The following is a 26,260-nucleotide window of genomic DNA, read 5'->3' as shown; positions in this document are numbered from 1 at the left end:
TTATTCCTTGTCATCCAGGGCGAGTTCGTTGTTGCGCGCCTGTGCTTCGTAGAGGCGGAAATAGGCGCCCTCTTTCGCCATCAATTCATCGTGGCTGCCCACTTCGACGACCTGGCCGCGGTCCAGCACCACCAGGCGGTCGGCCCGGTGCAGGGTCGACAGCCGGTGCGCGATGGCGATCGTCGTGCGCCCCTGCACCAGGTTGTCCAGCGCCTTTTGAATCTCTTTTTCCGTTTCCGAGTCCACCGACGACGTGGCTTCATCCATGATCAGGATGCGCGGATCGATCAGCAGGGCGCGGGCGATCGAGATGCGCTGGCGTTCGCCGCCGGACAAGCCCTGGCCACGCTCACCCACCATCGAATCGTAGCCTTGCGGCAGGCGCAGGATGAATTCGTGCGCATGCGCGGCGCGCGCGGCGGCGATGATTTCCTGGCGTGTCGCATGCGGCTTGCCGTAGGCGATATTTTCCGCGATGGTGCCGAAGAACAGGAACGGCTCCTGCAGCACCAGGCCGATGTTGCGGCGGTAGTCGGACACGGCGAACGAGCGGATGTCGACGCCGTCGAGCAGGATCGCGCCTTCCGACACGTCGTAGAAGCGGCAGATCAGGTTGACCAGGGTGCTCTTGCCCGAACCGCTGTGGCCCACCAGGCCGATCATCTCGCCCGCCTTGATGTTCAGGGTGATGCCGCGGTTGACGGCGCGGTTGCCGTAGCGGAAACCGACTTCGCGCAAATCGATCCTGCCTTCGACCTTCTCCAGCTTGACCGGTTGCGCCGGCTCCGGCACGCTCGACACGTGGTCGAGGATGTCGAAGATGCGCTTGGCGGCGGACGCCGATTTCTGCGTCACGGAGACGATGCGGCTCATGGAATCGAGGCGGCCATAGAAACGCGTGCTGTAGGCGATGAAGGCGGTCAGCACGCCGACGGTGATTTCGCCGCGCGACAGCTGCCAGATGCCGAAGCACCAGATGACCAATAAACCCATCTCCGTCAGGAAGGAGACGGTGGGCGAGAACAGCGACCAGACCTTGTTCAATTTATCGTTGACGGCCAGGTTGTGCGCGTTGGCGTCGCGGAAGCGGGCCGCTTCGCGCTTTTCCTGCGCAAACGCTTTCACCACGCGGATGCCGGGTATCGTATCGGCCAGCACGTTGGTCACTTCGCTCCACACGCGGTCGATCTTTTCAAAGCCCGTGCGCAGGCGGTCGCGCACCAGGTGGATCATCCAGGCGATGAAGGGCAGCGGCGCGAGGGTCATGATGGCCAGCCACGGGTTCATCGACCACAGGATCACGCCCGTCATGATGATCATCAGCACGTCGGAAGCGAAATCGAGCAAATGCAGCGACAGGAAGACGCAGATGCGGTCGCTGCCGCTGCCGATGCGCGCCATCAAATCGCCCGTGCGCTTGCCGCCGAAAAATTCCAGCGACAGCTTCATCAGGTGTTCATACGTGGCCGAGCGCAGGTCGGCGCCCATGCGTTCGGATACGAGAGCCAGCACATAGGTCTTGCCCCAGCCCAGCAGCCAGGCCAGCAGGGCCGAGCCGAGCAAGCCGCTCATGTAGTACACCACCAGCCACGGGTCGATATGCTTGCCGTTCTGATACGGGATCAGCACATTGTCCATCAGCGGCGCCGTCAGGTAGGGCGGAATCATGTGCGCGGCCGTGGAGAGCAGCATCAGCAGGAAGCCCAGGGCCAGCTGGCCACGGTAGGGATGGGCGAAGCGCCACAGGCGGAACAGGGTCCAGGTGGACGGCGGCGTGTGCAGCACCTTGGCGCAGATCGGGCATTCTTCCTGCTCCGGCTCCAGCGGGGCCTTGCAGCTGGGACACACTTCCTGCTCCGCTTCCAGCACGGGCTGGCCCGTCAGGTGGCTGTCGAGGCGCTCGACGAACTGTTCCAGCACGCGGATGGCGTGCAGATTCTGCCCCAGGGTGAAGCGCCACGACGCCAGGCGGCCGTGATCGTCGAACAGTTCCAGGTGGCCGACGCCGGCGTGGTCGTGGTGCGTCAGGCGCAGTCCAGGGCGGAAAGACCAGCTTTTCCAGGTGGTCTCGCCCGGCGAACGGGCCAGCAAACGCTTCTCGGTGACAACAATTATGCCTTTTGTGAAACGTAATCGCGCATCGAGGTCAACCTCAACGCTACTTAAAACGTTCTCCTCTGGAGAAAGGTTGCTCTCCACTTCCGCCAGCCAGGTTTCTGGCACGGTCGCCGGCAGCGAAGTGAGGGGAATAGTTGTTGCAGGAACACTCAGTTCAGTTGTCATCGTAAAGCATACTCCGGCTCGAGGCCAAGCCCTTCAGGGCGGGATTTGGGGGATGGGGCAGACGCCCGATCAATGTTTGTGTACTGCGCGATGGCGAGGTGGATGCACCAGTGGCAATTTCCTGTATTGTATCGAATGGATGCCTGCCGGTAAGGAATCATGGCAAAACGGCGCAAAAAAATGCGCGTCCATCGACCAGCGAGAAGTATACAACGGCCCGCTGTTGCGCAAATGCTCCAGCTTGGACCAGAGTCGGTATCTTTATAACAAGTATGGCAACAATTAGTAACAATTAGAATGACAACACCAGCAGAATACGAGAAGCAAACGCGACAAGAGGCCGCTAAAAGTGGCACACTGCGCATACCCGGGATAAAGAACCAAGCACGAGCCTGAAAAGACTCTGTAAAGCCAACATAAAGTATCTGGCGCCCAGACGCCTGGCTTGTTATCAAGAAACCACTTACATGATCAAGAAGAAGAACATCGAATTTGCCCGCATCACCCACTTGCGCGGCCCCAACATCTGGACGTATCGCCCGGTGATTGAAGCCTGGGTCGACATCGGCGAACTGGAAGACTACCCATCCAATACCCTGCCCGGCCTGTACGAGCGCCTGGTGGCGTGGCTGCCCGGCATGATCGAGCACCGCTGCGGCGTGGGCGAACGGGGCGGCTTCTTCGAGCGCCTGCGCGAAGGCACGTGGTCGGCCCACATCCTCGAGCACGTGGTGCTGGAACTGCAAAACCTGGCAGGCATGCGCACGGGCTTCGGCCAGACGCGCTCGACCAGCCAGCGCGGCGTCTACAAGATGGCCTTCCGCACGCGCGAAGAACACGTGGGCCGCGCCGCCCTGGCCGCCGCGCGCGAACTGCTGATGGCCGCCATCAACGATGAAGCGTACGACCTGGAAGCGGCGCTGGCGCCGCTGCGCGACATGGTCGACGCGCGCTGCCTGGGCCCGAGCACGGCCAGCATCGTCGACGCCGCCACCGAGCGCCGCATCCCTTCGCTGCGCCTGAACGACGGCAACCTGGTGCAACTGGGCCACGGCGCCGCGCAGCGCCGCATCTGGACGGCCGAAACGGACCGCACCAGCGCGATCGCCGAAGGCATCGCCAGCGACAAGGACCTGACCAAATTCCTCCTCAAATCGTGCGGCGTGCGCGTCCCTGAAGGCAGCCTGGTGCGCAGCGCCGAAGCGGCCTGGGAAGAAGCGCAGGACATCGGCGTGCCCGTCGTCGTCAAGCCGTATGACGGCAACCATGGCCGCGGCGTGTCGCTCAACCTGATGACGGAAGCGGACGTGAAGGCCGCCTACGAACTGGCCGCGCGCAAGGGCGACAGCTCCGCCGTGCTGGTGGAAAGCTTCATCACGGGCGACGAACACCGCCTGCTCGTGGTCGGCAACAAGCTGATCGCGGCCGCCAAGGGCGAATCGCTGTGGGTCGACGGTGACGGCGTCTCGACCGTGCTGGAACTGGTGAACACGCAGATCAATACCGACCCGCGCCGCGGCGAAGGCGAAGACTTCCCGCTGGGCACCGTCAAGCCGCATGAATCGGGCGAGATCATCCTCGAACTGCAGCGCCAGGGCATGACGGCCCTGTCCGTGCCGCAGGCGGGCCAGAAAGTGCTGATCCAGCCGAACGGCAACGTGGCCATCGACGTCACGGACGACGTGCATCCGTCCGTCGCGCATGCGGCCTTGCTGGCCGCCAGAGTCGTGGGCCTCGATATCGCCGGCATCGACCTGGTGACGAAAGATATTACCCGTCCGCTGGAAGAACAGCGCGGCGCCATCATCGAAGTCAATGCCAGCCCCGGCCTGCTGGCGCACATCAAACCGGGCGTGGGCCAGAGCCGCCCTGTCGGCGCGGCCATCGTCGACCACCTGTTCGCGCCCGAGGAAACGGGCCGCATTCCGCTGATCGGCGTGACGGGCACGCGCGGCGCCAGCCTGATCGTGCGCATGCTGTGCAAGCTGCTCAACCTGTCCGGCCTGCACACGGGCGCCGTCTGCAGCGAAGGCATGTACCTGGACCAGCGCCGCGTCGTCAGCAGCGATTGCGTCAACTGGGACGCGGGCCAGCGCCTGCTGCTCAACCGCACCGTGCAGACGGCCCTGTTCGAGAGCAATCCGCGCATGATCCTGGCCGAAGGCCTGGCCTACGACAAGTGCCAGATCGGCGTCGTCACGGACATGGGCAGTTTAGAGAGCGTCAAGGATTTCGACGTGCTGGACGAAGCGGGCCTGTACAAGGCCGTGCGCAGCCAGGTCGACGTGGTGGTGCCGACGGGCGTGGCCGTGCTCAACGCCGCCAACGCCCACGTACTGGAACTGGCCGAACTGTGCGACGGCAGCGTGACCCTGTATGCGCAGGATGGCGGCCTGGCCGCCATCGCGGCGCAACTGGCCGCCGGCCGGCGCGCCGTGTTCGTGCGCGGCAACCACATCGTGCTGGCCGAAGGCGGCAGCGAAACGGTCTTGCTGTGCCTGGACCTGCTGAAACCGGCCACCGCCGGCAATGTCGACAGCGTGCTGGCCGTGGCCGCCGCCGCCTGGGCCCTGAACCTGCCCGTCGAACTGATTTGCGCGGGCCTGCGCACCTTCGACGCGGCTCCCGGCTGCATCGGCAACTAAGGCAAAGCAGCACTCAAGCCCGGCCAGCACGGCCGGGCCCACAAGAACACAACAGGATTACGGTTTAATTATGGAAGTATCTCGCGTACGGGCCTTGCGGGGCCCTAACCTCTGGAGCCACGACACCGCCGTGGAAGCCATTGTTTCCTGCACCACGCAGGAACTCGACATCGCCCAGCTGCCCGGCTTCGAAGCCCGCCTGCGCGCCCTCTTCCCGCAACTGAGCCCGCTGCAACCGCTGGGCAATTACAACGCCGCGCCGATGGCGCAGGTGCTGGAACTGGCGGCGCTGGGTCTGCAGGCGCAAGCCGGCTGCCCCGTCACCTTCAGCCGCACCACGCCGACCCTGGAAACGGGCATATTCCAGGTCGTCGTCGAATACTCGGAAGAAGCCGTCGGCCGCCTGGCGCTGGAACTGGCGCAGCAGCTGTGCCAGGCCGCCCTGGCCGACGCGCCGTTCGACCTGGCCGGCGCCCTGCACCAGCTGCAGGAACTCGATGAAGACGTGCGCCTGGGCCCCTCGACGGGCGCCATCGTCAACGCCGCCGTGGCGCGCAACATCCCGTTCCGCCGCCTGACCGAAGGCAGCCTGGTGACGTTCGGCTGGGGCAGCAAGCAGCGCAAGATCCAGGCCGCCGAAATGGACGGCACCAGCGCGATCGCCGAAGCCATCGCGCAAGACAAGGAACTGACGAAAAAACTGCTGGACTCGGCCGGCGTGCCGGTGCCGCACGGCCGTGTCGCCATCGATGCGGACGACGCCTGGGCCGCCGCCTGCGAGATCGGCCTGCCCGTCGTCGTCAAGCCGAAGGATGGCAACCAGGGCAAGGGCGTCACCGTCAACGTCACCACGCGCGAACAGCTGACGGCCGCCTTCCTCGCGGCGCAGGAATTCCGCGACGATATCCTCGTCGAGCGCTATCTGCCGGGCCACGATTTCCGCTTGCTCGTCATCGGCAACAAGATGGTGGCGGCCGCCCGCCGCGACCCGCCGCAAGTGGTGGGCGACGGCCAGCACACGGTGCGCGAACTGGTTGACCAGGTCAACCTGGACCCGCGCCGCGGCAGCGGCCACGCCACCTCGCTGACGAAAATCCGCTTCGACGACATCGCCCTGGCCAGCCTGGCCAAGCAGGGCTATGCGGCCGAATCCGTGCCGCCCGTGGGCCAGCGCGTGATCTTGCGCAATAACGCCAACCTGTCGACGGGCGGCTCGGCCACCGACGTCACCGTCGACGTGCACCCGGAAGTGGCGGCGCGCGCCGTCGCGGCAGCGCACATGGTGGGCCTGGACATTTGCGGCGTGGACGTCGTCTCCGAAAGCATCTTGAAACCGCTGGAAGAGCAGAACGCCGGCATCGTCGAAGTGAACGCCGCGCCGGGCCTGCGCATGCACCTGGCGCCGTCGTTCGGCAAGCCGCGCCCCGTGGGCGAAGCCATCATCGCCGCCATGTTCGCCGAGGGCGACGATGGCCGCATTCCCGTGGTCGCCGTCACCGGCACCAACGGCAAGACCACCACCGTGCGCCTGATCGCCCACCTGCTGACGGCTTCCGGCCTGCGCACGGGCATGACCAATACCGACGGCGTGTACATCGAAGGGCGCCAGATCGACAGCGGCGACTGCAGCGGCCCGCGCAGCGCGCGCAACGTGCTGCTGCACCCTGACGTCGACGCGGCCGTGTTCGAGACGGCGCGCGGCGGCATGCTGCGCGAAGGCCTGGCCTTCGACCGCTGCCAGGTCGCCGTGGTGACCAACATCGGCGCGGGCGACCACCTGGGCCTGAACTACATCACCACCGTGGAAGACCTGGCGGTATTGAAAAGAGTGATCGTGCAGAACGTGGCCGACAGCGGCGTGGCCGTGCTGAACGCCACCGACCCGGCCGTCGCGCGCATGGCCAAGAACTGCAACGGCACGGTGACCTTCTTCGCCGCCGACAAGACGCATCCGGTGATGGCCACGCACCGCGCGCAGGGCAACCGCGTGGTGTACGTGGAAGACGGCAAGCTGGTCGCGGCGCAGGGCAAGGAACGCCATGAAATCGCCCTGTCGCAGGTGCCGATCACGCGCAACGGCGCCATCGGCTTCCAGGTCGACAACGTCATGGCGTCGCTGGCCGCCGCCTGGGCCGTGGGCCTGGACTGGAAAACCATCGCGCTGGGCCTGAAGACCTTCGCCAATGAAGCCGACAATGCGCCCGGCCGCTTCAATGTGTTCGATTACAAGGGCGCCACCTTGATCGCCGACTACGGCCACAATCCGGACGCCATCCTGGCGCTGGTGCAGGCCGTCGAAAGCATGCCGGCCAAGCGCCGTTCGGTGGTCATCAGCGGCGCCGGCGACCGCCGCGACGAAGACATCCGCCAACAGACGGAAATCCTCGGCGCCGCCTTCGACGACGTGCTGCTGTACCAGGACCAGTGCCAGCGCGGCCGCGCCGACGGCGAAGTGGTGGCATTGCTGCGCCAGGGCCTGGACGGCGCCAAGCGCACCAGCCATATCGATGAAATCAACGGCGAATTCGTCGCCATCGACAAGGCCCTGGCACGCCTCGGCGAAGGCGATCTGTGCCTGATCCTGATCGACCAGGTGGAAGAAGCGCTGGCGCACATCGCCAAGCGCGTCGCCGAAGCCTGAGCGCTGTAACATGCACACAAGGGCGGCCTGCGGGCCGCCCTTTTTCATGGGCGCGCGCCGCCGCCCTCCGCACCGGCATGGTGCAAAATTCCCCTTGCAAGCTTGTAAATTCAGGCATGAAAATTGCTCATAAGAAAACATAAATGAGCTGACGGGAAGGTGGGGCACGCATGGTGGGCAGCATCTCGCGCATGATCGGAAAACTGACGGTGGGGCGCAAACTGGCGCTGATTTATTTGCTCGACCTGTCCGCCGTCATCTTCATTTCCGGCATCCTCATCAACGAAAAATACCTCGCCATCGATTTCTCGCGCAAGGAGATGGCGGGCAATGACTACATCGCCGCCATCCGCGATGCGCTGCTGCCCGTCACGCGCGGCACGGCGCAAGCGGCGGCCGTGGAGCAGGCCGAACGCCGCTTCGGCGCGGGCATGCGCAGCGCCGAACTGAATGCGCACTTTGCCGAACTGCTGCGCCAAGCGGGCAGCACCCCCGCTGCGCCGGACGACAGCGTCGCCCCCTCGCCCGCCTTCGTCGCCGGGCGCGAACTGCTCACGCGCGTGGGCAACCAGTCGAACCTGATCCTCGACCCGGACCTGGACAGCTACTACACGATGTCGCTGGTGATCCTGCGCTTTCCGGAACTGCTGGAAGTGATCAACAGCACGCGCGCCCTGGCCCTGCAACTGGCCACGGCCGAAGGCGCGCGGCGCCAGCGCCTGCAGACCCAGTTCCTGATCCTGGAAGGGCGCATGGACGCCACCATGGCCGGCATCGGCAGCGACTACACGGAGGCGTTCGCGGCCAGCACGCCGCTGCTGCGCCAGCACCTGGACGGCTCGCGCGCGGCCCTGCAGCAGGCCGTGACGCAGTTACGCGCCAGTACCCAGGCGCTGGCCGGCGCACCGGCCCAGGCCGACGGCGGCGCCGCCCTGCTGCGGCACGATGCGGCCGCCGCCGCGGCCCTGCAGCGTGCCTGGCGCGCGGCGGAAGGCCAGTTGCACCGGTTGATCCAGCTGCGCGTGGACGGCTTCTTCACGCGCATGTGGCTGCACCTGGGCACGGCCGTGCTGCTGCTGGCGATGATACTGGGGCTGGTGTTTTTCGTCGCGCGCCAGATCGCCCTGCCCATCCGCCGCCTGGCGCGCGTGGCGCAGGAAGTGCGCGAAACGGGCGACCATAGCCTGCGCGCCGTCTGGGACAGCGAGGACGAAACGGGACGCCTGGTCGGCGCCTTCAATACCATGCTGCAGCAGCTCGACTTCCAGCGCATGGCGCAGCAGGACCTGGTGGCGCGCGCCAGCGCGGCCGATGCGCAGCGCCAGCTGGTCGACGCCATTCCCATCCCGCTGATGGTCACCTCGATCCCGCGTCACCAGGTGCTGCACGCGAACCAGGCCGCGCACGCGTGGCAGGGCGGCCTGGAACGCGATCCGTGGGTGGGCGGCATGCATCCGCAAGCCCGTTCGCGCTTCTTCCAGCGCTTGAGCGACCTGGGCGCCGTCGATGAATTCGAGGTGTGCTGGAGCGGCGGCGGCACGCCCACGTGGGCCTTGATTTCCGCGCGCCTGATCGACTACCAGGGCCAGCGCGCCGTGCTGTCGACCTTCACGCCGATCAACAAGATGAAGCTGATGGAGTCGCGCCTGGAATTGTGGGCCAAGGTGTTCGAGGCATCGGCCGAAAGCCTGATCGTGATGGACGCCGGCATGCGCATCATCACCGTCAACCAGGCTTTCCGCCGCCATTCGCTGTACGACATGGTGGAGCTGATCGGCAAGCGTCCGGCCTTCCTGCTCGCGCCCGACAACCCTCCCGAGCAGCTCGACAGCCTGCGCCGGACCCTGGCGCGGCGCGGCTACTGGCAGGGCGAGATCCGGGTACAGCGCAAGTCGCTGGAAAGCTACCCGGCCTGGCTGGTGATGAACGCCGTGCGCGGCCTCGATGGCGTCACCACGCATTTCATCGCCAGCTCGCTCGACATCAGCGAACGCAAGGCCAGCGAGCGGCAGATCGAGCACATGGCGCACCACGACGCGCTGACGGGACTGGCGAACCGCCACGTGTCGAAACTGCGCCTGGCGGCCGCCATCGCGCAGGCGCGCCGCAGCGGCGAAAAGGTGGGCGTGCTGTTCGTCGACCTGGACCGCTTCAAGCACGTCAACGACGCGCTGGGCCACCACGTGGGCGACGCGCTGCTGCAATCGGTATCAAAGCGCCTGCTGCAGCTGGTGCGCGAAGGCGACACCGTCAGCCGCCTGGGCGGCGATGAATTCGTCGTCATCCTCAACGGCATCGGCGACGCGGAGGCCATCGGCGCGCTGCTCGACACACGGCTGATACCGGCCATGCGCCAGCCGCACCAGGTGGAAGGCAGCGAGCTGTATGTCTCGTGCAGCGTGGGCGTGGCCATCTACCCGGACCACGGCGACGACATGGATACCCTGATGCGCCACGCCGACGCGGCCATGTACCAGGCCAAGAGCGGCGGGCGCGATCATGCGCGCATGTTCACGCCGCAGATGCAGGAGCAGCTGCAGCAGCAGCTGCACCTGGAAAGCGATCTGCGCCACGCCATCGAACGGCAGGAACTGGTGCTGTACTACCAGCCGCGCATCGATGCGACGAGCAAGCGCCTGAATGGCGTGGAAAGCCTGATCCGCTGGCAGCACCCGCAGCACGGCCTGATCGCGCCCGACAGTTTCATACCCGCCGCCGAGGAATCGGGCCTGATCGTCGCCATCGGCGCGTGGGTCATCCGCGAAGCGTGCCGCCAGCAACTGGCCTGGCGCGAGGCGGGCGCGGGCGACATCGCCGTGTCGATCAACCTGTCGGCCATCCAGTTGAAAAGCGGCGGCCTGGTGGCGACCTTGCGCGAAGTGCTGCGCGAGTTTCCCGTCACGCCGGGACAGATCGAATTCGAACTGACCGAGTCCATCCTGATGGACAACGTGGACGACACCATCGCCACCCTGCACGCCATCAAGGATCTGGGTTTTGCGCTGTCGATCGACGATTTCGGCACCGGCTATTCGAGCCTGAACTACCTGTGCCGCTTCCCGCTCGACAAGCTGAAGATCGACATGAGCTTCGTGCAGGACATCCACGGTTCGCCGCAAAACCTGGCGGTGACGAAAGCCATCATCGGCCTTGGCCATACCCTGGGCTTGACGGTCACCGCCGAGGGCGTGGAAAGCGCGGCCGATGCCGACGTGCTGCGCCACGCGGGCTGCGATGAATTGCAAGGCTACTTTTTTGCCCGTCCCATGCCGCAGGCGCACTTCATGGCCTGGCTGGCGCACAACGCCGCGCCCTGCGCCGCCTGACGCGCGCCGCGCCGCCACGGCGCATGAAGGCAGCAGGGATACCGGAATAGATATTGACATCGCAAAAGAAGTCATTTGTGGGGCAAAGTCATTCCCACCTACCATGTTTCTGAGCAAGTTCCAGCGCCGGCGGCGACTGCCGCGGCGTTCTCAACATAACTAAAAAACAGGTGGAGACAAGATGAAGCAATCGATGGCAACGGGCACCCGCACGCCCAGGCAAAACACACGGCTGACCTTGAAGGCCACGGTGGCCGCGCTGGCCGGCGCCGGCCTGCTGAGCAGCGCTTCCGTCTGGGCGCAACAGGCGCCCGCCGTGGAAGCCGTAGAAACGGTGGAAACGGCAGCACCGGCGGCGCCAGCCGACAATGCCGGCATCGCCGTCGTCGCCGTCACCGGCGTGCGCCGCGCGGCACAGAGCGCGCAGACGATCAAGAAAAACAACGACCAGGTGGTCGACTCCATCGTCGCCGATGAAATCGGCAAATTCCCCGACAAGAACGTGGCCGAAATCCTCGGCCGCGTGACGGGGGTGCAGATCCGCCGCGAGGGCGGCGAGGCCGGTTCCGTCATCATCCGCGGCTTGCCCGGCGTGGTGACCCTGCTCAACGGCCGCGAGATGTTCACGTCCGTGGGCCGCAGCCTGTACCTGGCCGACATTCCGACGGCCATGCTGCAGCGCGTGGACGTGTACAAATCGCAGGGCGCCGACATGGTCGAAGGCGGCACGGCCGGCGTGGTCGACGTGCGCACCAACCGCCCGTTCGACTTCAAGGGCTTCACGGCGTCGGGCAACGTGCGCGCCGAGCACCGCGACAAGTCCGGCTCGACGGACCCGAACGTCAGCGGCATGCTCTCGAACCGCTGGAAGACCGCATACGGCGAATTCGGCGCCCTGCTCGGCCTGTCCTACCAGCGCAGCAAATACTATGACGAGACGATCTGGAACGCCGAACCCGTGAAGCACCCGGAAGCGGGCAACATCACGGGCCCGGACTCCGTCGGCATGATCCCCACCGTGGGCGACCGCAAGCGCTATGCGGCGAACGCCGCCTTCCAGTGGCGTCCGAACTCGCAGGTGGAAGTGTATGCGGAAGGCATGTCGACCCTGATCAAGCACGCGTTCGACAGCCAGTTCTTCGTCGGCACGCTGCCCTGGGGGCAAAACCCGGACATCACCCTGATCCCCGGCACCAGCCAGGCGGCCACGGTGGGCAAGATCGACGGCCCCTGGTCGCCGTTCACGCTCGGCTCGACCCAGGCGCGGCGCGACCGCTCGATCGGTTCGCAAGGCGCCATCGGCGCGCGCTGGGACATCACGCCGCAGCTGCGCGCCACGACGGAACTGGCGCGCACGGTGAGCAATTTCGAGCGCGAATTTCCCATCCTCGATTTCCTCGCCCATCCCACCAGCGTCATCGGCAGCACGAACGTGAACGGCGGCGCGCAGATCAGCTACCCCGGCTACAACATGCTGGACCCGAAGAACTACACCCTGCTCGGCTTCTACGACAATCACAGCCACGACGAAGGCAGCTCCACCGACTGGCGCGCGGACGCCACCTACGACATGGACGGCACGGGCTTCTTCCGCGAATTCTCGGGCGGCGTGCGCCTGGCCAAGCGCAAGGCCGAATCGATCCGCGAAAAGAACGTGCAAGGGGGGCTGTCGTCGATCATGACTGCCGATGCCCTGCCCGGCCTGGCCTGCACCTCGCACCAGAACACGGGCAACTTCGGCCTGCAAAGCTGGCTCACGCCGTGCCGCGACTTCATGCTCAACAACACGGACACCTTGCGCCAGCTGTTTACGGGCAGCACCGAGCGCAGCCCGGACGATCCGATGACCCACTTCAAGGATGTGGAAAAAACCAATGCCATCTACGGCAAGGCGCGCATCGGCTTTGACCTGGCGCAAGTGCCGGTCGATGGCACCGTGGGCGTGCGCGTGGTGCAGACCAGGCAGGACTTGCAAGGCAATTCCTCGCAAAACGGCGTCGTCACGCTGGTGCGCGTGAAAACGTCCGATACGGACGTGCTGCCCAGCCTGACCCTGAAAGCCATGCTGCGCCAGGACCTGATCGCCCGCCTGACGGCCGGCAAGGCGGTGCAGCGCCCGAACTTCGCCGACTTCAATCCCGGCGTGACCCTGGGCCAGAGCCTGGAAATGGTGCGTCCGACGGGCAGCGGCGGCAACCCCGACCTCAAACCCGTGGAAGGCAAGAACCTCGATGCGGCGCTGGAATGGTATTTCGCGCAGACGGGTTCCGTCACGGCCACCGTGTTCCGCCACAACTTCAAGAATTACATCCTGTCCGGTTCGGCCAAGGAAACGTATGGCGGCATCGAGTACGACATCACGCGCCCGCGCAACACGTCGAAAGGCCACCTGCAAGGCGTGGAAATGGCCTACCAGCAGTTCTACGACAAGCTGCCCGGCTGGATGAGCGGCCTGGGCCTGCAGGCCAACGCCACCTACATGACGGGCGAGCTGGAAGAATTGAATGGCGGCGTGCATCCATTCACGGGCATGTCGAAGTGGTCGGCCAACATCGTCGGCCTGTACGAACAGGGACCGTGGTCGGCGCGCCTGGCCTACAGCTGGCGCGACAAATATGTGGACGACTACAACTACCGCGGCAAGGGCATCCACCTGACCGTGGCGCCCACCAAAACGCTGGATGCGTCGTTGTCGTACAAGCTCAATGCGCATACCACGGTGACGCTGGACGCCAACAACCTGCTCGACTCGACCTACCGCGACTACCACGACACGCCGGACTATGTGCGCGACGTGCGGCGCTATGACAAGGTCGTCAGCCTGTCTTTGCGCTGGAGCTACTAGCCCGTCCCCCACCCTTTCTTCCTTCGAGGGTTTTCAGCGCCAGCCGGCAACGGTTGGCGTTTTTTTGCTTTGTGGAATCTATTAGGCACAGGAATTGATTCAACGCAAAATGGCGCCGCCCGGGCGCTTTTATGCTGGCAGCTTGACTAGCGAACCCGGCGGGGACAGCATGCGCAATGCACGGCCCATCGACACACAGTTATTCCAGCCCGACATCCCGGTGCGGCTCGACATGCGCACGGCGGCGCTGGTCGAGCATGCGCTGGCGTTACAGGAAATGGCCGGCACGGGCGCCGCCGCCCTGTTTTTGCACTGCCACGACGTGCCGCTGCCCACCGCCTTGCGCGTGCTGACGACCGGGCCGCGCCGCAAACCGGCCGGGCCGCATCTGTTTGCCCGCCTGCGTCCACGCACGGCCGCCCGGGCGCAAGCGTCGCCGCTACCGGCGCGCTGACGAATCCTGTACCATCGCCGCAACCTATCAACTGAGGCACGGCGATGCAGGCAGCGACACCCCACGACTCCTATGCGGCACTGATGGACCTGATCAAGGCGCGCCATGCGCAGCTGAGTCCGCAATTTCAGGCTGGCGCGCGCTACCTGGTCGACCACCCGGACGAGGTGGCCGTCTCCTCGATGCGCAGCATCGCCGCGCGCGCGCAGGTGCAGTCGGCCGCCCTCGTGCGCCTGGCGCAACAGCTGGGCTTTGCCGGCTGGCCCGAGCTGAAAGCCATCTTCGTGGAACGCCTGCGCGCGGGGCCAAGCGGCTATGCGGCAAAGGCGGGCGCGCTGGCCGGCAAGGAAGGAAATCTTGTCACCGAAGTATTCACGGTGCAGCAACGCAACCTGGCCGCCACGGAAAGCGCCAACCATGGCGCCCTGGACGCGGCCGCCAGCCTGCTGCAGGCGGCGCCCCGCGTGCACGTGGCCGGCTTTCGCGCCGCCCACCCCATCGCCTACACCCTGCACTACCTGTACCGGCTGCTGCGCCCCAGCGTGCAACTGCTGAGCGGCCAGGGCGGCACCCTGGAAATGGACTTGCGCGCCCTGCAGGCGGACGAAGCCGTCGTCGTCGTCAGCTTCGCGCCGTATTCGAGCGAAGCGCTGCTGGTGGCGCAGGCGGCGCGCCAGGCCGGCTGCCAGGTGGTCGCCATCAGCGACAGCGCCGTCTCGCCGCTGGCCCTGCAGGCCGACGCCAGCATCGTCATCGCCGTCGACACTCCCTCGTTCTTCCCCTCCATCGTGGCCGGCGTCGCGGCCGTGGAAAGCCTGGTGGAATTGCTGGTGGCGCGCGCGGGGCCAGATGCCGTGCAGGCCATCGGCGCGGCGGAACAGCAATTGCGGGCGCTGGGCGCCTACGCAAAAACATCAAATGATGTAAAATAAAAATATAGGCATCAAACGTTGCAATGCGGCGTAACGCATCCTATAATCGGCGTCTCCTTGCCGATATGAGAGCGATGCCATGAGCCATGTCTTCCACCGCAGCCTGACCGCCAGCTATCCCGTCGCCACCGGCGGCGACGGTCCTTACCTGATCGATGCCGTCGGTAAACGCTACCTGGACGCCTGCGGCGGCGCGGCCGTCTCTTGCCTCGGCCATTCAGATGCGGCCGTCATCGCCGCCGTGCAGCAGCAGGTGGCCAGCATGGCGTATGCGCACAGCTCTTTCTTCACCAGCGAGCCGATGGAGCAGCTGGCCGATTTCCTCGTCGCCCGCGCGCCAGTCGGCATCGACAGCGTGTACTTCGTCTCGGGCGGTTCGGAAGCGGTGGAAAGCGCGCTGAAAATGGCGCGCCAGTATTTCGTCGAACGGGGCCAGCCGCAACGCCGCCACGTCATCGCGCGCCGCCAGAGCTACCACGGCAATACCCTGGGCGCGCTGGCCACGGGCGGCAACGCGTGGCGGCGCCAGCAGTTCGAGCCGCTGCTGATCGACGTCACCCATGTGTCTCCCTGCTATGCTTACCGTGACCAGCCGGCCCATGAAACGGACGGCGACTACGTGGCGCGCCTGGGCCAGGAACTGGAAGACAACATCGCCGCACTGGGCGCGGAGAACGTCATGGCTTTCATCGCCGAACCCGTCGTCGGCGCCACGGCCGGCGCCCTGCCCGCCGTCGCCGGCTACTTCCAGCGCATGCGCGACATTTGCCAGCGCCACGGCATTCTGCTGATCCTCGACGAAGTCATGTGCGGCATGGGGCGCACGGGCAGCCTGTTCGCCTGCGAGCAGGAAGGCGTCACGGCCGACCTGATCTGCATCGCCAAGGGCCTGGGCGCCGGCTACCAACCGATCGGCGCCGTGATGGTGTCGCAGGACATCCGCGACACCATCCGCGCCGGCACGGGTTTCTTCCAGCACGGCCACACGTATGTCGGCCACGCCACGGCCTGCGCCGCCGCGCTGGCCGTGCAGCGGCAGATCGAGGAGCGCGGTTTGCTGGCCAACGTGCGCGCCATGGGCGGCTTGCTGAAAGAGCGCCTGCAGCAGCGCTTCGGCGCGCACCCGCACGTGGGCGACATCCGCGGCCGCGGCCTGTTCCTGGGCCTGGAACTGGTACAGGACCGCGCCAGCAAGCAACCGTTCGACCCGGCCCGCCGCCTGCACGCGCGCATCAAGGCGCACGCCATGCAAAACGGGCTGATGTGCTATCCCATGGGCGGCACCATCGACGGCCTGTACGGCGACCACATCCTGCTGGCCCCGCCCTACATCATAGCCGCCAGCCACGTCGATGAGCTCGTCGACAAGCTGGGCGCGGCCATCGACACGAGCCTGGCCTAAGCACGCCCGCTGTTGCCCACGGTAGACATCAGGCTGGCGCCGCAGCTGGTCTTGTGGCCGTCAAACGCCACGGGCACGCCATCGATCAGCACCTGCGGATCACCCTCGGCGATCACGCAGCGCACATGGCCCTTGATCGGACACACGCAAGGGTCGCCCTTGCGCGCCACGGCCACGCCCAGCACCGTGCTGTTCGGCGCCGCTCCCACCACCTTGCCGCCGTGGCTGGTGGGGTCGTTCAAGCGGATCACGCCACGCATGCTTTTCTCCCAGAATAAGTGCGGTGCTTCATTGCGAAAACCCCTGGTAATACTCGGGCGCATCGTGGCGCAAGCCCCACCACGGCAAGTACGCATGGTTGCCGCCGCGCGCGCGGAACCACGGCTTGTCGGCCCGGATCGGTCGAACCACAGCGGGCGGCGCCACCACCAGCGCCACGGGGGCCGACAGGTCGCTGGTGCCGGCCACCAGCACGGGCTTGCCGAAATGGTGCGCATAGGCGATGCCCAGCGCCACGTTCGTCAGGGCGGTGCCTGCGCCCGTCTCGCCCAGCACGGCGGTCAGATTGAAGCTTTGCTTGAGAAAGTCGAATTCCGGCAACTGCAGAGTGAGCGTCTGCGCCAGTGCGCCCAGGCGTGCGGACGAATCCTGGTGCGTATTGCCCGCGTCGTGGATCAGATAGCCGATCTCGGTATCTTGCCGGTTGGCCTTCGCGGCAGCCTCTTCGATGGCCGCCGTCCACGCCTGCACCAGGCGCGGCGGTTCGCCCTTTTTGACTTCAAAATCCACCGCCTGTTTCGTGCTCGGATAGCCTAGCCACGCCAGCGGCGCCCGCTCCGTCTTGTAGTCAGGGCCGGCCAGCACCAGCAGTACCAGGTTCTCGTTGATCTGCCGGTCCAGAGGCCGGCTGGGCGCATCCCAGTTCATGACCCAGACGGTTTCCTTCGGGTGGCTTTGCAGGTAGTCGAGCGCGGCGGAAAGTGAAGTAAAGCCGGCGTTGGGGCCGCCCATGGTGACGCGGACGTCGGGCGGGGTGGAGCGGGTCCAGAGGGTGGGAGAGTGGATGTTGCCGATGCTAAAAGTCCTTGCAACTCTTTTGCGCACAAATGCTATCGTTTCTACCGGATCGAGCTTACCTTCTGGCAGGGCATATTCGATATGGATACCAGCCAACTCTCGCCAGCGTGACTTGTCCTCGGCTGAATGAACATTGTAAAAATATTCTGGATCAGAGTAATACACATCATGGTATAAGTTCATTAATTCATTAATGTATTTTTCATGGTATCCATCGAAAGTTTCGGTGCCTTCATTGCCTATGGCAATGGAGGCAATACTTTGCAACTTAGAGTATTTTTCAGGTTTTTCTTTTACCATGTCATCGTTCGGATTCGGTCTTGTCAGGCCGAGGGTCCAAAGTAGCTGCCACTCAGTTGGATAGTCTCTACGCTGCAAAGGATTTAGCCATTGCAAACCAACGACTTGGGCCATGAATGGCCGCGCTACTGGCATAGGAGTATTTGAGGTTACAGATACCACCTTTGTGCTTGTAGGTGTACGCAAGCGTACACAGGCTGACAGAATCAAGACAATCAGAAACGTACCGAGCGCATAAAAAAGTATAGATCTAACCACGGTATAGCCTCCAAAAAATTGAAACATTCTGCAATACACTAAAAATTTAATATCCAGCTACGAAATGGGCTTTAGTTAAATGCTCGCTCACCGGAATTGGGATGCGAATCAGGAGCAGGGTTTTCTCTCACGTCAACTATGGATACAGGAAGACTCCACTCCCCACCCGTCTGCTGAGACCATTGAGTGATGGTCAAACCATGCAATTTCCCATCATTAAAATATTCTTCGAACAATTTAGCGGATTCAGTATTATTTAGCGCTCTCAACAACCTCCAATCCGCCGCCACCCGCAACTTGCGCAGCTGGTCCGGCTTGATGCGGCACACGCCCACCGCCACGTCGTACGCGAGCGCCCGCTCCGCATGCATGGGGTTGGTCAGGATGGAGGAATGGTCGGTGGCGTAGGCGCCCGCCTGGCTGGACATCATTTCGCCGATGCGCGTGCTGCGCCATTGCTGGTAGGCGGCGTCGGGCGTGGCGTTGGGCATTTCCTGCTGCACTTTTTGACCTGCGGGACTCTTCCCTTCCCGCACCGCCTGGGCGCGGATCACCGCGCGCTGCTCGAACCGCAAACGCGCCTCGTCGCCAGCCGTGCCCTTCGCGCTGTCCATGCGTTTGGCCTCGTCTTTTCCCGCCTGCCCCTGCAGGCCGCCGGGCGGGATGGCATGATCGGCAAGGTAATCGTCACCGGCGGTACGCTGTTTTCCGGCCTGACGCGATTCGCCGGGCGGCTCGTAGCCTTCGTCAAATTCCTCGCTGGTCTGGCCAAAGCGCAAGGACTGCGGCTTGAAGGGCAGAGCCAAGTCGGGCGCGTTCAGCTCGATTTTCCAATCCTTGTGGGGCGAGGCATTGCAGGGGCTGCGGGCCAGGCCCGTCATCACGATGAACAGGGGCGCCAATCCCACCGTCAGGATGGTGGACAAGCGGCTCTCCTGGCTGGCCTCGACACCCTGTTTAATGGAATACGACGCATATTTCTGTGCCGGAAACCAGAAATCGTTGCCGCCCGGCGCAGGCTTGCGCCAGTGATCGGTCCAGTAGTGATAGCTGCCTTGCTTGCCCACCTCGAAACCCTGGGCAAACACGCGCTGCACGCACACGCCTGCCGCGTCGGTGGCGGCCAGCTCGCCGCCGTCCTTGCTGTCCTTGGCCAGCGAGCCCGACAGGCCGCGCCAGCCGATGCCCTCGATGGCCACGGACGACACCACCACGTCGTGCGGATTGCAATAGATGGTCACCCTGCCATACGATGACTTCTTGCCGCCGCGCGCGGCGCCGGCAATCCCGTATCGTTCACGATCTTGGGCGGCGGAAAAACCGTGCTGCAGGTTGGCCATGCAGCGGTCGATTTCCTCGTCTGTCTGCAGCTCGCCCAGGGTGGCGCGCTGGCGGATGATGGCAAAGAAGTTGCTCAAGGTATCCAGGCGCGCCTGCACCGTCACCCGGCCCGTGCTGCCGTCCGCCGCGCGCAGATTGCCGGCTACCCAGTTCTCGGCGCTATTGCGTTTCGCCAGGCTGTATGGCGAATTGCAGATGACATAGTTATCGGCCACGCAGGGAACGCCATCGGCCTTGGGCAGGCGGGCGCCGAGAAAGGCGGCCGCCATCGCCACCATCGTGCCCTGGCTGTGGCACACGATGGTGACGGGCACATCGGCCTGCTGCTGGCGGATGGCTTCGACCAGCCTGGCCAGGCGATAGGCGGCCAGCACGAAATACGGGCGCGGCGGGCAACTGTACACTTGCCGCTCCGAAAAGGGATTCATGTGCTGGATGGTGTTCCACAAAAACAAATCCTCGCTCAGCCCCTCCTTCCACAGGTCTGCCAGCGCGCTGCAGCCATTGGCAAACGGGCCGCCGCCCCAGTAATCCTGTTCGTTCAGGTAGATGCCCTTGCCGTATTGCTGCAGTTCTTCGCCGGAAGCCTTGTAGCCCCAGCGAAAGCGGATCACGGGAGAAAACGTGCCGGCATCGCGGATCAGGGTGTCGGCCGACATCTCGGGATGGAGAAAGCCTTCGGCCGTGATCTCGGCGCCATAATTGACCGCCTTCAGTTCGCCACCCTCCACGCCACGGTGCCGCAGGTGATGGCAGGAACGCTTGAGGCGCTCGTTGAGGCCCTTGCACAGGCCTTCTTCGGCCGCCGCGTACCACTCGCCATCGGAATTGACGCCGTGCACGAAGATGATGATGCCGGGCAGCGGCAACTGCTGCAGCGTGTCCCAATCGCTGCTCTGGAAATTGGCGTTGCAGGAAAACTGGCCGAGGATATCGATTTGGGGGTCGTCGCACAGCGGCGGGCGGGGATCGAACTGCATGGCGTGGTCTCCAGTGTCGGGGTTCAGGAACGGCGGCGGAAGAAGAAGCCCTTCAGCCGCTGCAGATGATCGGTCGCCACCTTCGGCCCGCGCCCGTCGGCACCGCTGACGCCCGTCAACGGGCTGTCACCTTCACGCTCGATGTGCACTTCCACGCCCTCGACGGACAAGCCGTCGGTGGGACGCAGCAAGCGCGGCACGCGGCCCAGCTCGCCCTCGCCGAAGGTGGGCAGCTCGCCTTTCATGCTGGCCGGACCGTTCCAGTGATGACCGTCGGTCTTCACCGTCAGCGCGCCGGGTCCGCCCAGCTCCACCGCGCCGCCGGACAGTTTCAGGTAGGCGCCGCCCGCCGTCATGAAGGTGATCTCGTCCTGCGCCACGCCGACCAGGCGCGTGCCGGCCGTCAGGCGGATTTCCTTGGCGGCATCCGCCTGCAGCAAGTCATGCTGGCTTTGCAGCACAAACTTGCCGAAGTGGGCCACCTGCACGATGCCGTCCTGGTGCGCGAACAGGGAAATGCCCTTGCCCGCGTTGACGTTGCAGCGCTGGGCCGCGCTCAGTTGCAGATGCTGCTGGGCCACCAGGTCAATATTCGTGCCTGCGTTGCCGGCGATGCTCCTGGGCGTGCTCAACGCCACGCCTTCGGGCGCCGTGATGCTGATAGCGGGCTGGTCGGCGGCGATGGCGGCCCCCAGCGCCTTGCTGCCGCTCGCATCCAGCGCCAACGCCTGGTGCCGGGCGGCAAACTCGCCCAAGGAGCTCAACAATTCCAGGCACTCCTGCATCACGGCGGCATGCTCGCTGCCGTCGAGCTGCTTGCCGCTGGCGCCCAGCTGTTTCCAGGCCGAAATCAGCAGCGAGCGGGCCGTGCGCACGCTGCCGCTGGCGTCGCTGCGCAATTCAAAGCCGTCGCCGCGCTGCCGCCCTGCCCCGTCGCTGCGCGGCTCGGTCAGGTAGCCAAGATTCAATTGCGTGGCTGCCTGGTCGCTGGCCAGCTGCGCGCTGATTTGCGATGGCGTATCGTCAAAGCACAGCTGGTTGCCGCGTCCGCCCCGCACTTCGCGGCTGCGCATGCCGGAAAGATAGCGGTTGCCGGGCAAGGCGCCGCGCGCGCTCAAGCCCGGCGGCGCGCCCACGGCGTTGTACAACTGGCCGACGATGATGGGCCGGTCCGGGTCGCCGCCGAGAAAATCGATCAGCACTTCCGCGCCGATGCGCGGCAAGCTCACCGTGCCGCATTGGCTGCCGCTGCCCGGGCCATTGCCGGTCCAGCTCGATGCCACGCGCACCCAGGCCGAATCGCGCTCCGTATCGGAGGCGCCGCTGCCGTTGGCATGCGCGTGGTCCGGCGTGCGCGTGGCGCCAAAGCGCACCTTGACCCGTCCCAGCGCATCGCAATGCACCTCTTCGCCGGCAGGCCCCACGACCAGCGCGCTTTGCAGGCGCACGACGGGAAAATCGCCGCGCGGATCAAAAGCGGGCACGATGGCGATGCCGCGCCGCACGCAGGTAAAACGGTTGCGGTAGCGCAAGCCCGCCTGGCCATCGGGACCGGCATCGCGCTGCCAGCCGCTCTGCGCAAACAGGCGCTCGACCCGCGCGTCTAGCCCTGTCGGCAAGTTATTGCTGGCCGCCACGCTCAAGGCCGTGATGACGAAACTGCGCTCGGCCACCGGGTGGCTGTCGATGTCGGCATGCCCTTCCAGGCTGAACCATTGGCCCGCGCAAAAGTCGCGCACGCAGCCTTCGCCCTGAAAACATTTGCTGTCCATATCGTGGCGCGCCATCGCCAGCTGGCCCAATTGCCGAAAATCGTCGTTGCTGGCGGCGGCCAGCGGCGGCTCCACGATGTAGTCGTCGAGACTGGCCGCCAGGCGATTGCCATTGCCGCCCTGATCCACGCCGCCGTGCGACCGCGTGGCCATGAACTGCGGGCTGTGCGGGTGGCCATCGTCCCAGCTGTAGCGTTCGGACTTTCCAGGCTGCAATCGGCGCACGGCGCTCCAGGCCGTCACGGTATCCCTTTCCTCGGTGGCGTCCTCGCGGTGATAACGCGCCGTGCCCGCCGCGTTGTGCGCCAGGCGGCTGGCGTCGTCGAACAGCAGCAGGGTATGCACGGGCGTGGCGGCGGCGTTCGGGCCGGCCGGCGCTCCCGCCTGGAAGCACCAGGCGATGCCGCGGCGCCGCAGCAGGCGGCGGATAAAGGCGGCATCGGATTCATTGTGCTGCATCGTGAATTCGCGCATGGGTAGGCTGCGCGCCGCCAGCGCCGCATCGATGGCGAGCTCCAGGCTGGCCGCAAGCACGCTATTGCACTGCCGCCACTCGTCGAACAGCAGCTGCACGATCTGCAATTCATGCTTGTTGCGAAACACGCGCGTGTTGATACGCTTTTCCAGCAACGCCAATCCATCGCGCAGCACCAGCTGATAAGTGGCCAGGCCGCCGTCGCCCTGCCCCGCGCACGCTTCGGCGACGATGCCGCACACCCTGCGCAGTTGCCCCTGGTCGGTAACGATCTGCAATTCGGCCGGCACGGCGATGAACTGTTTCAGCGGCAACTGCGCCTCGGTGGCCACGCACAGGATGCGGTATTCCAGGCCGCCGCAGATGGCCTCGCTGCCGCTGATGCGCTGCGGCAGCAAGACATCCTCATTGCTGCCTTCCGGGTAAGCGAGGCGCAGCCGCAAGGCGCGGTTTCCTGCAGTCAAGTCCTTGTCCACTTCCATCCATTGCGCGAAGTCTTCCATGGTTTCCTTCCTTCCAGCATTCATCGGAGCACGGCATATAGACGATCTCAGGCGGAACCCTCGAAACGCAGGTCGTAATGCATGTCGTCACGCTCACGGGCCTGTAACTTGTCTGCCAGGAAAGCATCCTCCGCCAGGCAGGCGCCCATGCCCAGGATGCAGCCACGCACGTCTTCCCGGCGCAGCACCAGGCGTATTTCGAAGCTCACGCCGGGCAAGCCAAACAGCGCCAGCATCTGGCGCAGGGCCAGCGCGCCTGGCCGGCCGGGCAAAAAATCCTCGTAGGCGCGACGGGCCAGCGGCCCCAGCACCAGACGCACGCGCAAGTCGGCGCGCCGGCAGCGCTCGCCCAGCATGGCGCCCTGCCCCAGCCGCGCATGCGCCGTGGCCAGCAAGGTGCGCTCCCGCAGCGCGCGCCGGAACCAGGCGCCAACAAAACGCTGCATGTGCACGGGCACGCCGAAATACTCGGCCAGCACCGCTTGCATCACGTCGGCCGACACGGGCCGGTGGCGCAGCATGGCCGCGTAATGGGCCAGCACATGGGCGGGCAAGCCATCTTCCTGCCTGGCCATCTCGGCAGGCCAGGCGCCCGCCAGCGCCAGTTGCAAGGGCAGGAACTCGCCGCCGTCGGCATCCTGCTGGCATTCGATGCGGTAGCGGGCCCAGGCCTGGTAGAACAAGGCCAGCGCGCGTTGCGAGAGCGTGTCGAGCCAGTCACCGGGGCCACCGTCTCCCGTCTGCCGCGCATGGCGGGCCAGCGTTTCCGTGTAATGCAGCGGCAGGCTGCCATGCACGCCCAAAAAACCCAGCATGGCCGCCCGCACATGCACGTGCATCCCGCCGTCCGCCTGCGGCTCCAGCCACAGCGCTTCGATTTCTCCCGGGGCAAACGACAGCGACGCGCTGCCATGCAGGCGCAGGCAATCGCGAAAAACGTGTTCCTGCGACATGCCTTGCTGGCTCAGCCAGGCAGACAACAAGCGCACCGCCTGAAAGAAGCCGGTGCCGGACGGATCGGCAATCAGGCGCGCGACTACACCAGCGTCTGGCTTCCATTGCGCGGCAGGCAGCACAGCAACTCCTTTCCAGTCTTTTGCGACAAGACGATCAGGCGGGTGAACGAGCCCAGATGCACATACAGCCCGAGAAAACGTTCGATAACCTGGGCAAACGCATGCAGGCCGCTGCCGACAAAGGCGTCCTCGTCAACGGACAGCAGCACGTCGATGCCGAAGACCAGGCTGCCGCCCGCCTCGTCGTGCAGCCAGGTGCTGGCGGCGCGCTGGCGCAGTCCGCTTATGCCCGCGATCTGGCGCGCGGCGCTGGCCGAACCGGGCAAGTTGTACAACTCGAGTATCTGCTTGAAGAGCGGCAAACCCGGTTCATTCAGCGACTGATGGTTCAGGGACAATTGCGCGATCAGCCGCCAGTGCGACGCCGCACCCGCAGGGAAGCGACACGGCGCACCGGGTTTGCGCAGCAGGCGCACCGGCAAGGCGCTGGCGACGCCGTCATGATGCAGGTCGCCGGCGGCATGGCCGAACACCAGGCGGCCCGGCAAGTCGCGGTTGCTGCAAGTCAGCATGATGGACACCGTTTGCGTCGCGTCGTGCAAGGGCTGCATGGCGCCGTCGACAAAGGCGATGCGCATGTCGTAGCCGGGCTTGCTCAACGCCATGTCCTCGTCGCGCCGCGTCACCCAGTAGCGCCCCTGGCGTCCGCCCGCTTCGCCGTGCCGCATCGAATAGAACGGGTGAAACGCGTCGAGTGCCCCACCGCTCTGCGTTTCACTGAGCACCTGCACGCTATCGACGCTGTAAATATCGTAGCAATGCGCCTGCCGCACCGATGGCAGCAGCACATGCTCGGCGCTCGCGTGCGTCAGGCGGATCGGGTTGGCCGCCTGGCGGAACAGGTTGACGACGGGCGTGCATCCCGTCAGCAGATGCCTGGCGGACAGGGGCCGCAAGATGCGCGCGATATCCGCATCGGCCTGCACGTCGGCCAGCAGCAGGTGCACGGTGCAGCGCCGGCAGGCCGGAGGCAACTGCGGGCACAGCGCGGCCAGGTCCAGGTCGACGAAATTGAATTTATCCGGAAAGGCAAACCATTCGCCCAGCAGGCGGTAAGCGCGATGCGAGGCGGCCATGGCCGGCATCAAGGCATCCTCGGCGGCAAAGCCGACCGGATGCAAGGGCACTGCGTCCAGCGCATGCCATACGCTATCGACTTCCACATAGGCACAGCGCGCACGCAGGAACAGGCTGTCGCGCAAGGTGGCGCAAAAACCTGGCTCGCCGTCAAGGAACAGGCGTAGCGCCGGCAGCGGCAGCCCGTCCAGCGTGGACGTGGCGCCCGTCGCTTCGAGCGTGATGCTGATCGCCGCCCCCAGATCCGGTGGCAGGCGCACTGCGGGCGGGGCCGCCACGATGGACTGGAAGCGCACGTCGGACAGACGCAGCGGCGCCACGGCGACATCATAGGCGGTGGTGAATTTGCAGGCAACGCCCTGATGCTCGGCCGCATGCATGACCGTGCCGCGCGCAATGGTGGCCAACTCGGTCAGCGTCGCCGCGTCGTTATCGATGCGGGCAATGGCGCAGGCAGGAAACGGGCGCAAATAATGGGGGAAATTGACTTCCAGCAAAGTTTCACTGAAGCTGCCGAAGCCATCGGCCAGCCGCTTCGCCGTGCGCGCATTGAACATGGCAAACGCCTGCAGCATGCGCGCCAGGTGCGGATCGCCCATCTCGCCACCCGGGAGACCCAGCGCACCGGCGATGGCCGGATAGCGGCGGGCAAACGCCTGATTGTGGGCGTGCAAGGTGCCCAGTTCGCGCTCGTAATACTGCAGCAGCTCATCCATGCCAGCCTCCTTCGCCTGACCGGCACGTGCCGGTACAGCTCCATCGGCATTATTGGGGAAGCGGAAAAAGAAAAATTGAGTTTGAACAAGATTACAAGCATGAGCCGGCAAGCAATGCGGGAGGACGCCGCCATGGCGACTTTTGTTCACTCCTTGT

General features: G+C 65.2%; 14 protein-coding genes. 7 read left to right on the top strand and 7 right to left on the bottom strand.

What is annotated here, in order from left to right; all coding sequences use genetic code 11:
* Positions 1 to 2,283, bottom strand: a complete 2,283-nt coding sequence (locus tag J0O65_RS26350) for a cyanophycin metabolism-associated ABC transporter (RefSeq protein WP_251374005.1) — start codon at positions 2,281 to 2,283, stop codon at positions 1 to 3.
* A 467-nt stretch (positions 2,284 to 2,750) separates the two neighbouring features.
* On the opposite strand from J0O65_RS26350, the gene J0O65_RS26345 reads away from it, so the two are divergent.
* From J0O65_RS26345 to J0O65_RS26315, 7 genes are all read left to right on the top strand, one after another.
* Positions 2,751 to 4,928, top strand: coding sequence for a cyanophycin synthetase (locus J0O65_RS26345; protein WP_215410070.1), 2,178 nt, complete (start codon positions 2,751 to 2,753; stop codon positions 4,926 to 4,928).
* 70 nt (positions 4,929 to 4,998) lie between these two features.
* Positions 4,999 to 7,569, top strand: a complete 2,571-nt coding sequence (cphA, locus tag J0O65_RS26340) for a cyanophycin synthetase (protein WP_215410069.1) — start codon at positions 4,999 to 5,001, stop codon at positions 7,567 to 7,569.
* A 170-nt stretch (positions 7,570 to 7,739) separates the two neighbouring features.
* Positions 7,740 to 10,895, top strand: a complete 3,156-nt coding sequence (locus tag J0O65_RS26335) for an EAL domain-containing protein (RefSeq protein WP_215410068.1) — start codon at positions 7,740 to 7,742, stop codon at positions 10,893 to 10,895.
* A gap of 181 nt (positions 10,896 to 11,076) precedes the next feature.
* Positions 11,077 to 13,740: a TonB-dependent receptor gene (locus J0O65_RS26330; RefSeq protein WP_251374004.1), complete on the top strand. Its 2,664-nt coding sequence runs from the start codon at positions 11,077 to 11,079 to the stop codon at positions 13,738 to 13,740.
* Positions 13,741 to 13,909: 169 nt separating this feature from the next.
* Positions 13,910 to 14,194, top strand: a complete 285-nt coding sequence (locus tag J0O65_RS26325) for a hypothetical protein (protein ID WP_215410067.1) — start codon at positions 13,910 to 13,912, stop codon at positions 14,192 to 14,194.
* A 44-nt stretch (positions 14,195 to 14,238) separates the two neighbouring features.
* Positions 14,239 to 15,126, top strand: coding sequence for a MurR/RpiR family transcriptional regulator (locus tag J0O65_RS26320; RefSeq protein ID WP_215410065.1), 888 nt, complete (start codon positions 14,239 to 14,241; stop codon positions 15,124 to 15,126).
* A gap of 79 nt (positions 15,127 to 15,205) precedes the next feature.
* Positions 15,206 to 16,528, top strand: a complete 1,323-nt coding sequence (locus tag J0O65_RS26315; RefSeq protein ID WP_215410064.1) for an aspartate aminotransferase family protein — start codon at positions 15,206 to 15,208, stop codon at positions 16,526 to 16,528.
* Here the strand turns inward: J0O65_RS26315 and J0O65_RS26310 are convergent.
* The 6 genes from J0O65_RS26310 to tssF all read right to left on the bottom strand — a co-directional run bounded on the left by J0O65_RS26310 (position 16,525) and on the right by tssF (position 26,103).
* Positions 16,525 to 16,788: a PAAR domain-containing protein gene (locus J0O65_RS26310; protein ID WP_133989897.1), complete on the bottom strand. Its 264-nt coding sequence runs from the start codon at positions 16,786 to 16,788 to the stop codon at positions 16,525 to 16,527. The two genes, J0O65_RS26315 and J0O65_RS26310, sit on opposite strands and share 4 nt — an antisense overlap.
* Before the next feature lie 28 nt (positions 16,789 to 16,816).
* Positions 16,817 to 17,539, bottom strand: coding sequence for a hypothetical protein (locus J0O65_RS26305; RefSeq protein ID WP_251374003.1), 723 nt, complete (start codon positions 17,537 to 17,539; stop codon positions 16,817 to 16,819).
* 695 nt (positions 17,540 to 18,234) lie between these two features.
* Entirely contained in the window at positions 18,235 to 20,484 is a 2,250-nt protein-coding gene (locus J0O65_RS26300; RefSeq protein WP_215410061.1) for a T6SS effector phospholipase Tle3 domain-containing protein, read from the bottom strand.
* A 23-nt stretch (positions 20,485 to 20,507) separates the two neighbouring features.
* Positions 20,508 to 23,234 carry a type VI secretion system Vgr family protein gene (locus J0O65_RS26295; protein ID WP_215410060.1) on the bottom strand — a complete coding sequence of 909 codons (2,727 nt, stop codon included), beginning with the start codon at positions 23,232 to 23,234 and terminating at the stop codon, positions 20,508 to 20,510.
* A gap of 47 nt (positions 23,235 to 23,281) precedes the next feature.
* Positions 23,282 to 24,310: a type VI secretion system baseplate subunit TssG gene (gene tssG, locus J0O65_RS26290; protein ID WP_353056250.1), complete on the bottom strand. Its 1,029-nt coding sequence runs from the start codon at positions 24,308 to 24,310 to the stop codon at positions 23,282 to 23,284.
* A complete protein-coding gene (gene tssF / locus J0O65_RS26285; RefSeq protein WP_215410057.1) occupies positions 24,271 to 26,103 on the bottom strand; it encodes a type VI secretion system baseplate subunit TssF in 1,833 nt (610 codons plus the stop codon). Before tssF ends, tssG begins: the two co-directional genes overlap by 40 nt.
* Positions 26,104 to 26,260: the final 157 nt, after the last annotated feature.

It is taken from the genome of Janthinobacterium sp. JC611 (genome assembly GCF_018682595.1).
Taxonomy (GTDB): Bacteria; Pseudomonadota; Gammaproteobacteria; order Burkholderiales; family Burkholderiaceae_D; genus Janthinobacterium.
The sequence above is the reverse complement of the archived record's forward strand: the minus strand, read 5'-3'. Positions and strand labels throughout refer to the sequence as shown.

What these genes read in the sequence shown, in the direction of transcription:
- J0O65_RS26320 (WP_215410065.1), top strand. Translation starts at nt 14,239, where the DNA reads ATGCAGGCAGCGACACCCCACGACTCCTATGCGGCACTGATGGACCTG.
- J0O65_RS26295 (WP_215410060.1), bottom strand. Translation starts at nt 23,234, where the DNA reads ATGGAAGACTTCGCGCAATGGATGGAAGTGGACAAGGACTTGACTGCA.
- J0O65_RS26330 (WP_251374004.1), top strand. Translation starts at nt 11,077, where the DNA reads ATGAAGCAATCGATGGCAACGGGCACCCGCACGCCCAGGCAAAACACA.
- J0O65_RS26350 (WP_251374005.1), bottom strand. Translation starts at nt 2,283, where the DNA reads ATGACAACTGAACTGAGTGTTCCTGCAACAACTATTCCCCTCACTTCG.
- J0O65_RS26315 (WP_215410064.1), top strand. Translation starts at nt 15,206, where the DNA reads ATGAGCCATGTCTTCCACCGCAGCCTGACCGCCAGCTATCCCGTCGCC.
- J0O65_RS26300 (WP_215410061.1), bottom strand. Translation starts at nt 20,484, where the DNA reads ATGCAGTTCGATCCCCGCCCGCCGCTGTGCGACGACCCCCAAATCGAT.
- J0O65_RS26325 (WP_215410067.1), top strand. Translation starts at nt 13,910, where the DNA reads ATGCGCAATGCACGGCCCATCGACACACAGTTATTCCAGCCCGACATC.
- J0O65_RS26305 (WP_251374003.1), bottom strand. Translation starts at nt 17,539, where the DNA reads ATGGGCGGCCCCAACGCCGGCTTTACTTCACTTTCCGCCGCGCTCGAC.
- cphA (WP_215410069.1), top strand. Translation starts at nt 4,999, where the DNA reads ATGGAAGTATCTCGCGTACGGGCCTTGCGGGGCCCTAACCTCTGGAGC.
- J0O65_RS26345 (WP_215410070.1), top strand. Translation starts at nt 2,751, where the DNA reads ATGATCAAGAAGAAGAACATCGAATTTGCCCGCATCACCCACTTGCGC.
- J0O65_RS26310 (WP_133989897.1), bottom strand. Translation starts at nt 16,788, where the DNA reads ATGCGTGGCGTGATCCGCTTGAACGACCCCACCAGCCACGGCGGCAAG.
- tssF (WP_215410057.1), bottom strand. Translation starts at nt 26,103, where the DNA reads ATGGATGAGCTGCTGCAGTATTACGAGCGCGAACTGGGCACCTTGCAC.
- J0O65_RS26335 (WP_215410068.1), top strand. Translation starts at nt 7,740, where the DNA reads ATGGTGGGCAGCATCTCGCGCATGATCGGAAAACTGACGGTGGGGCGC.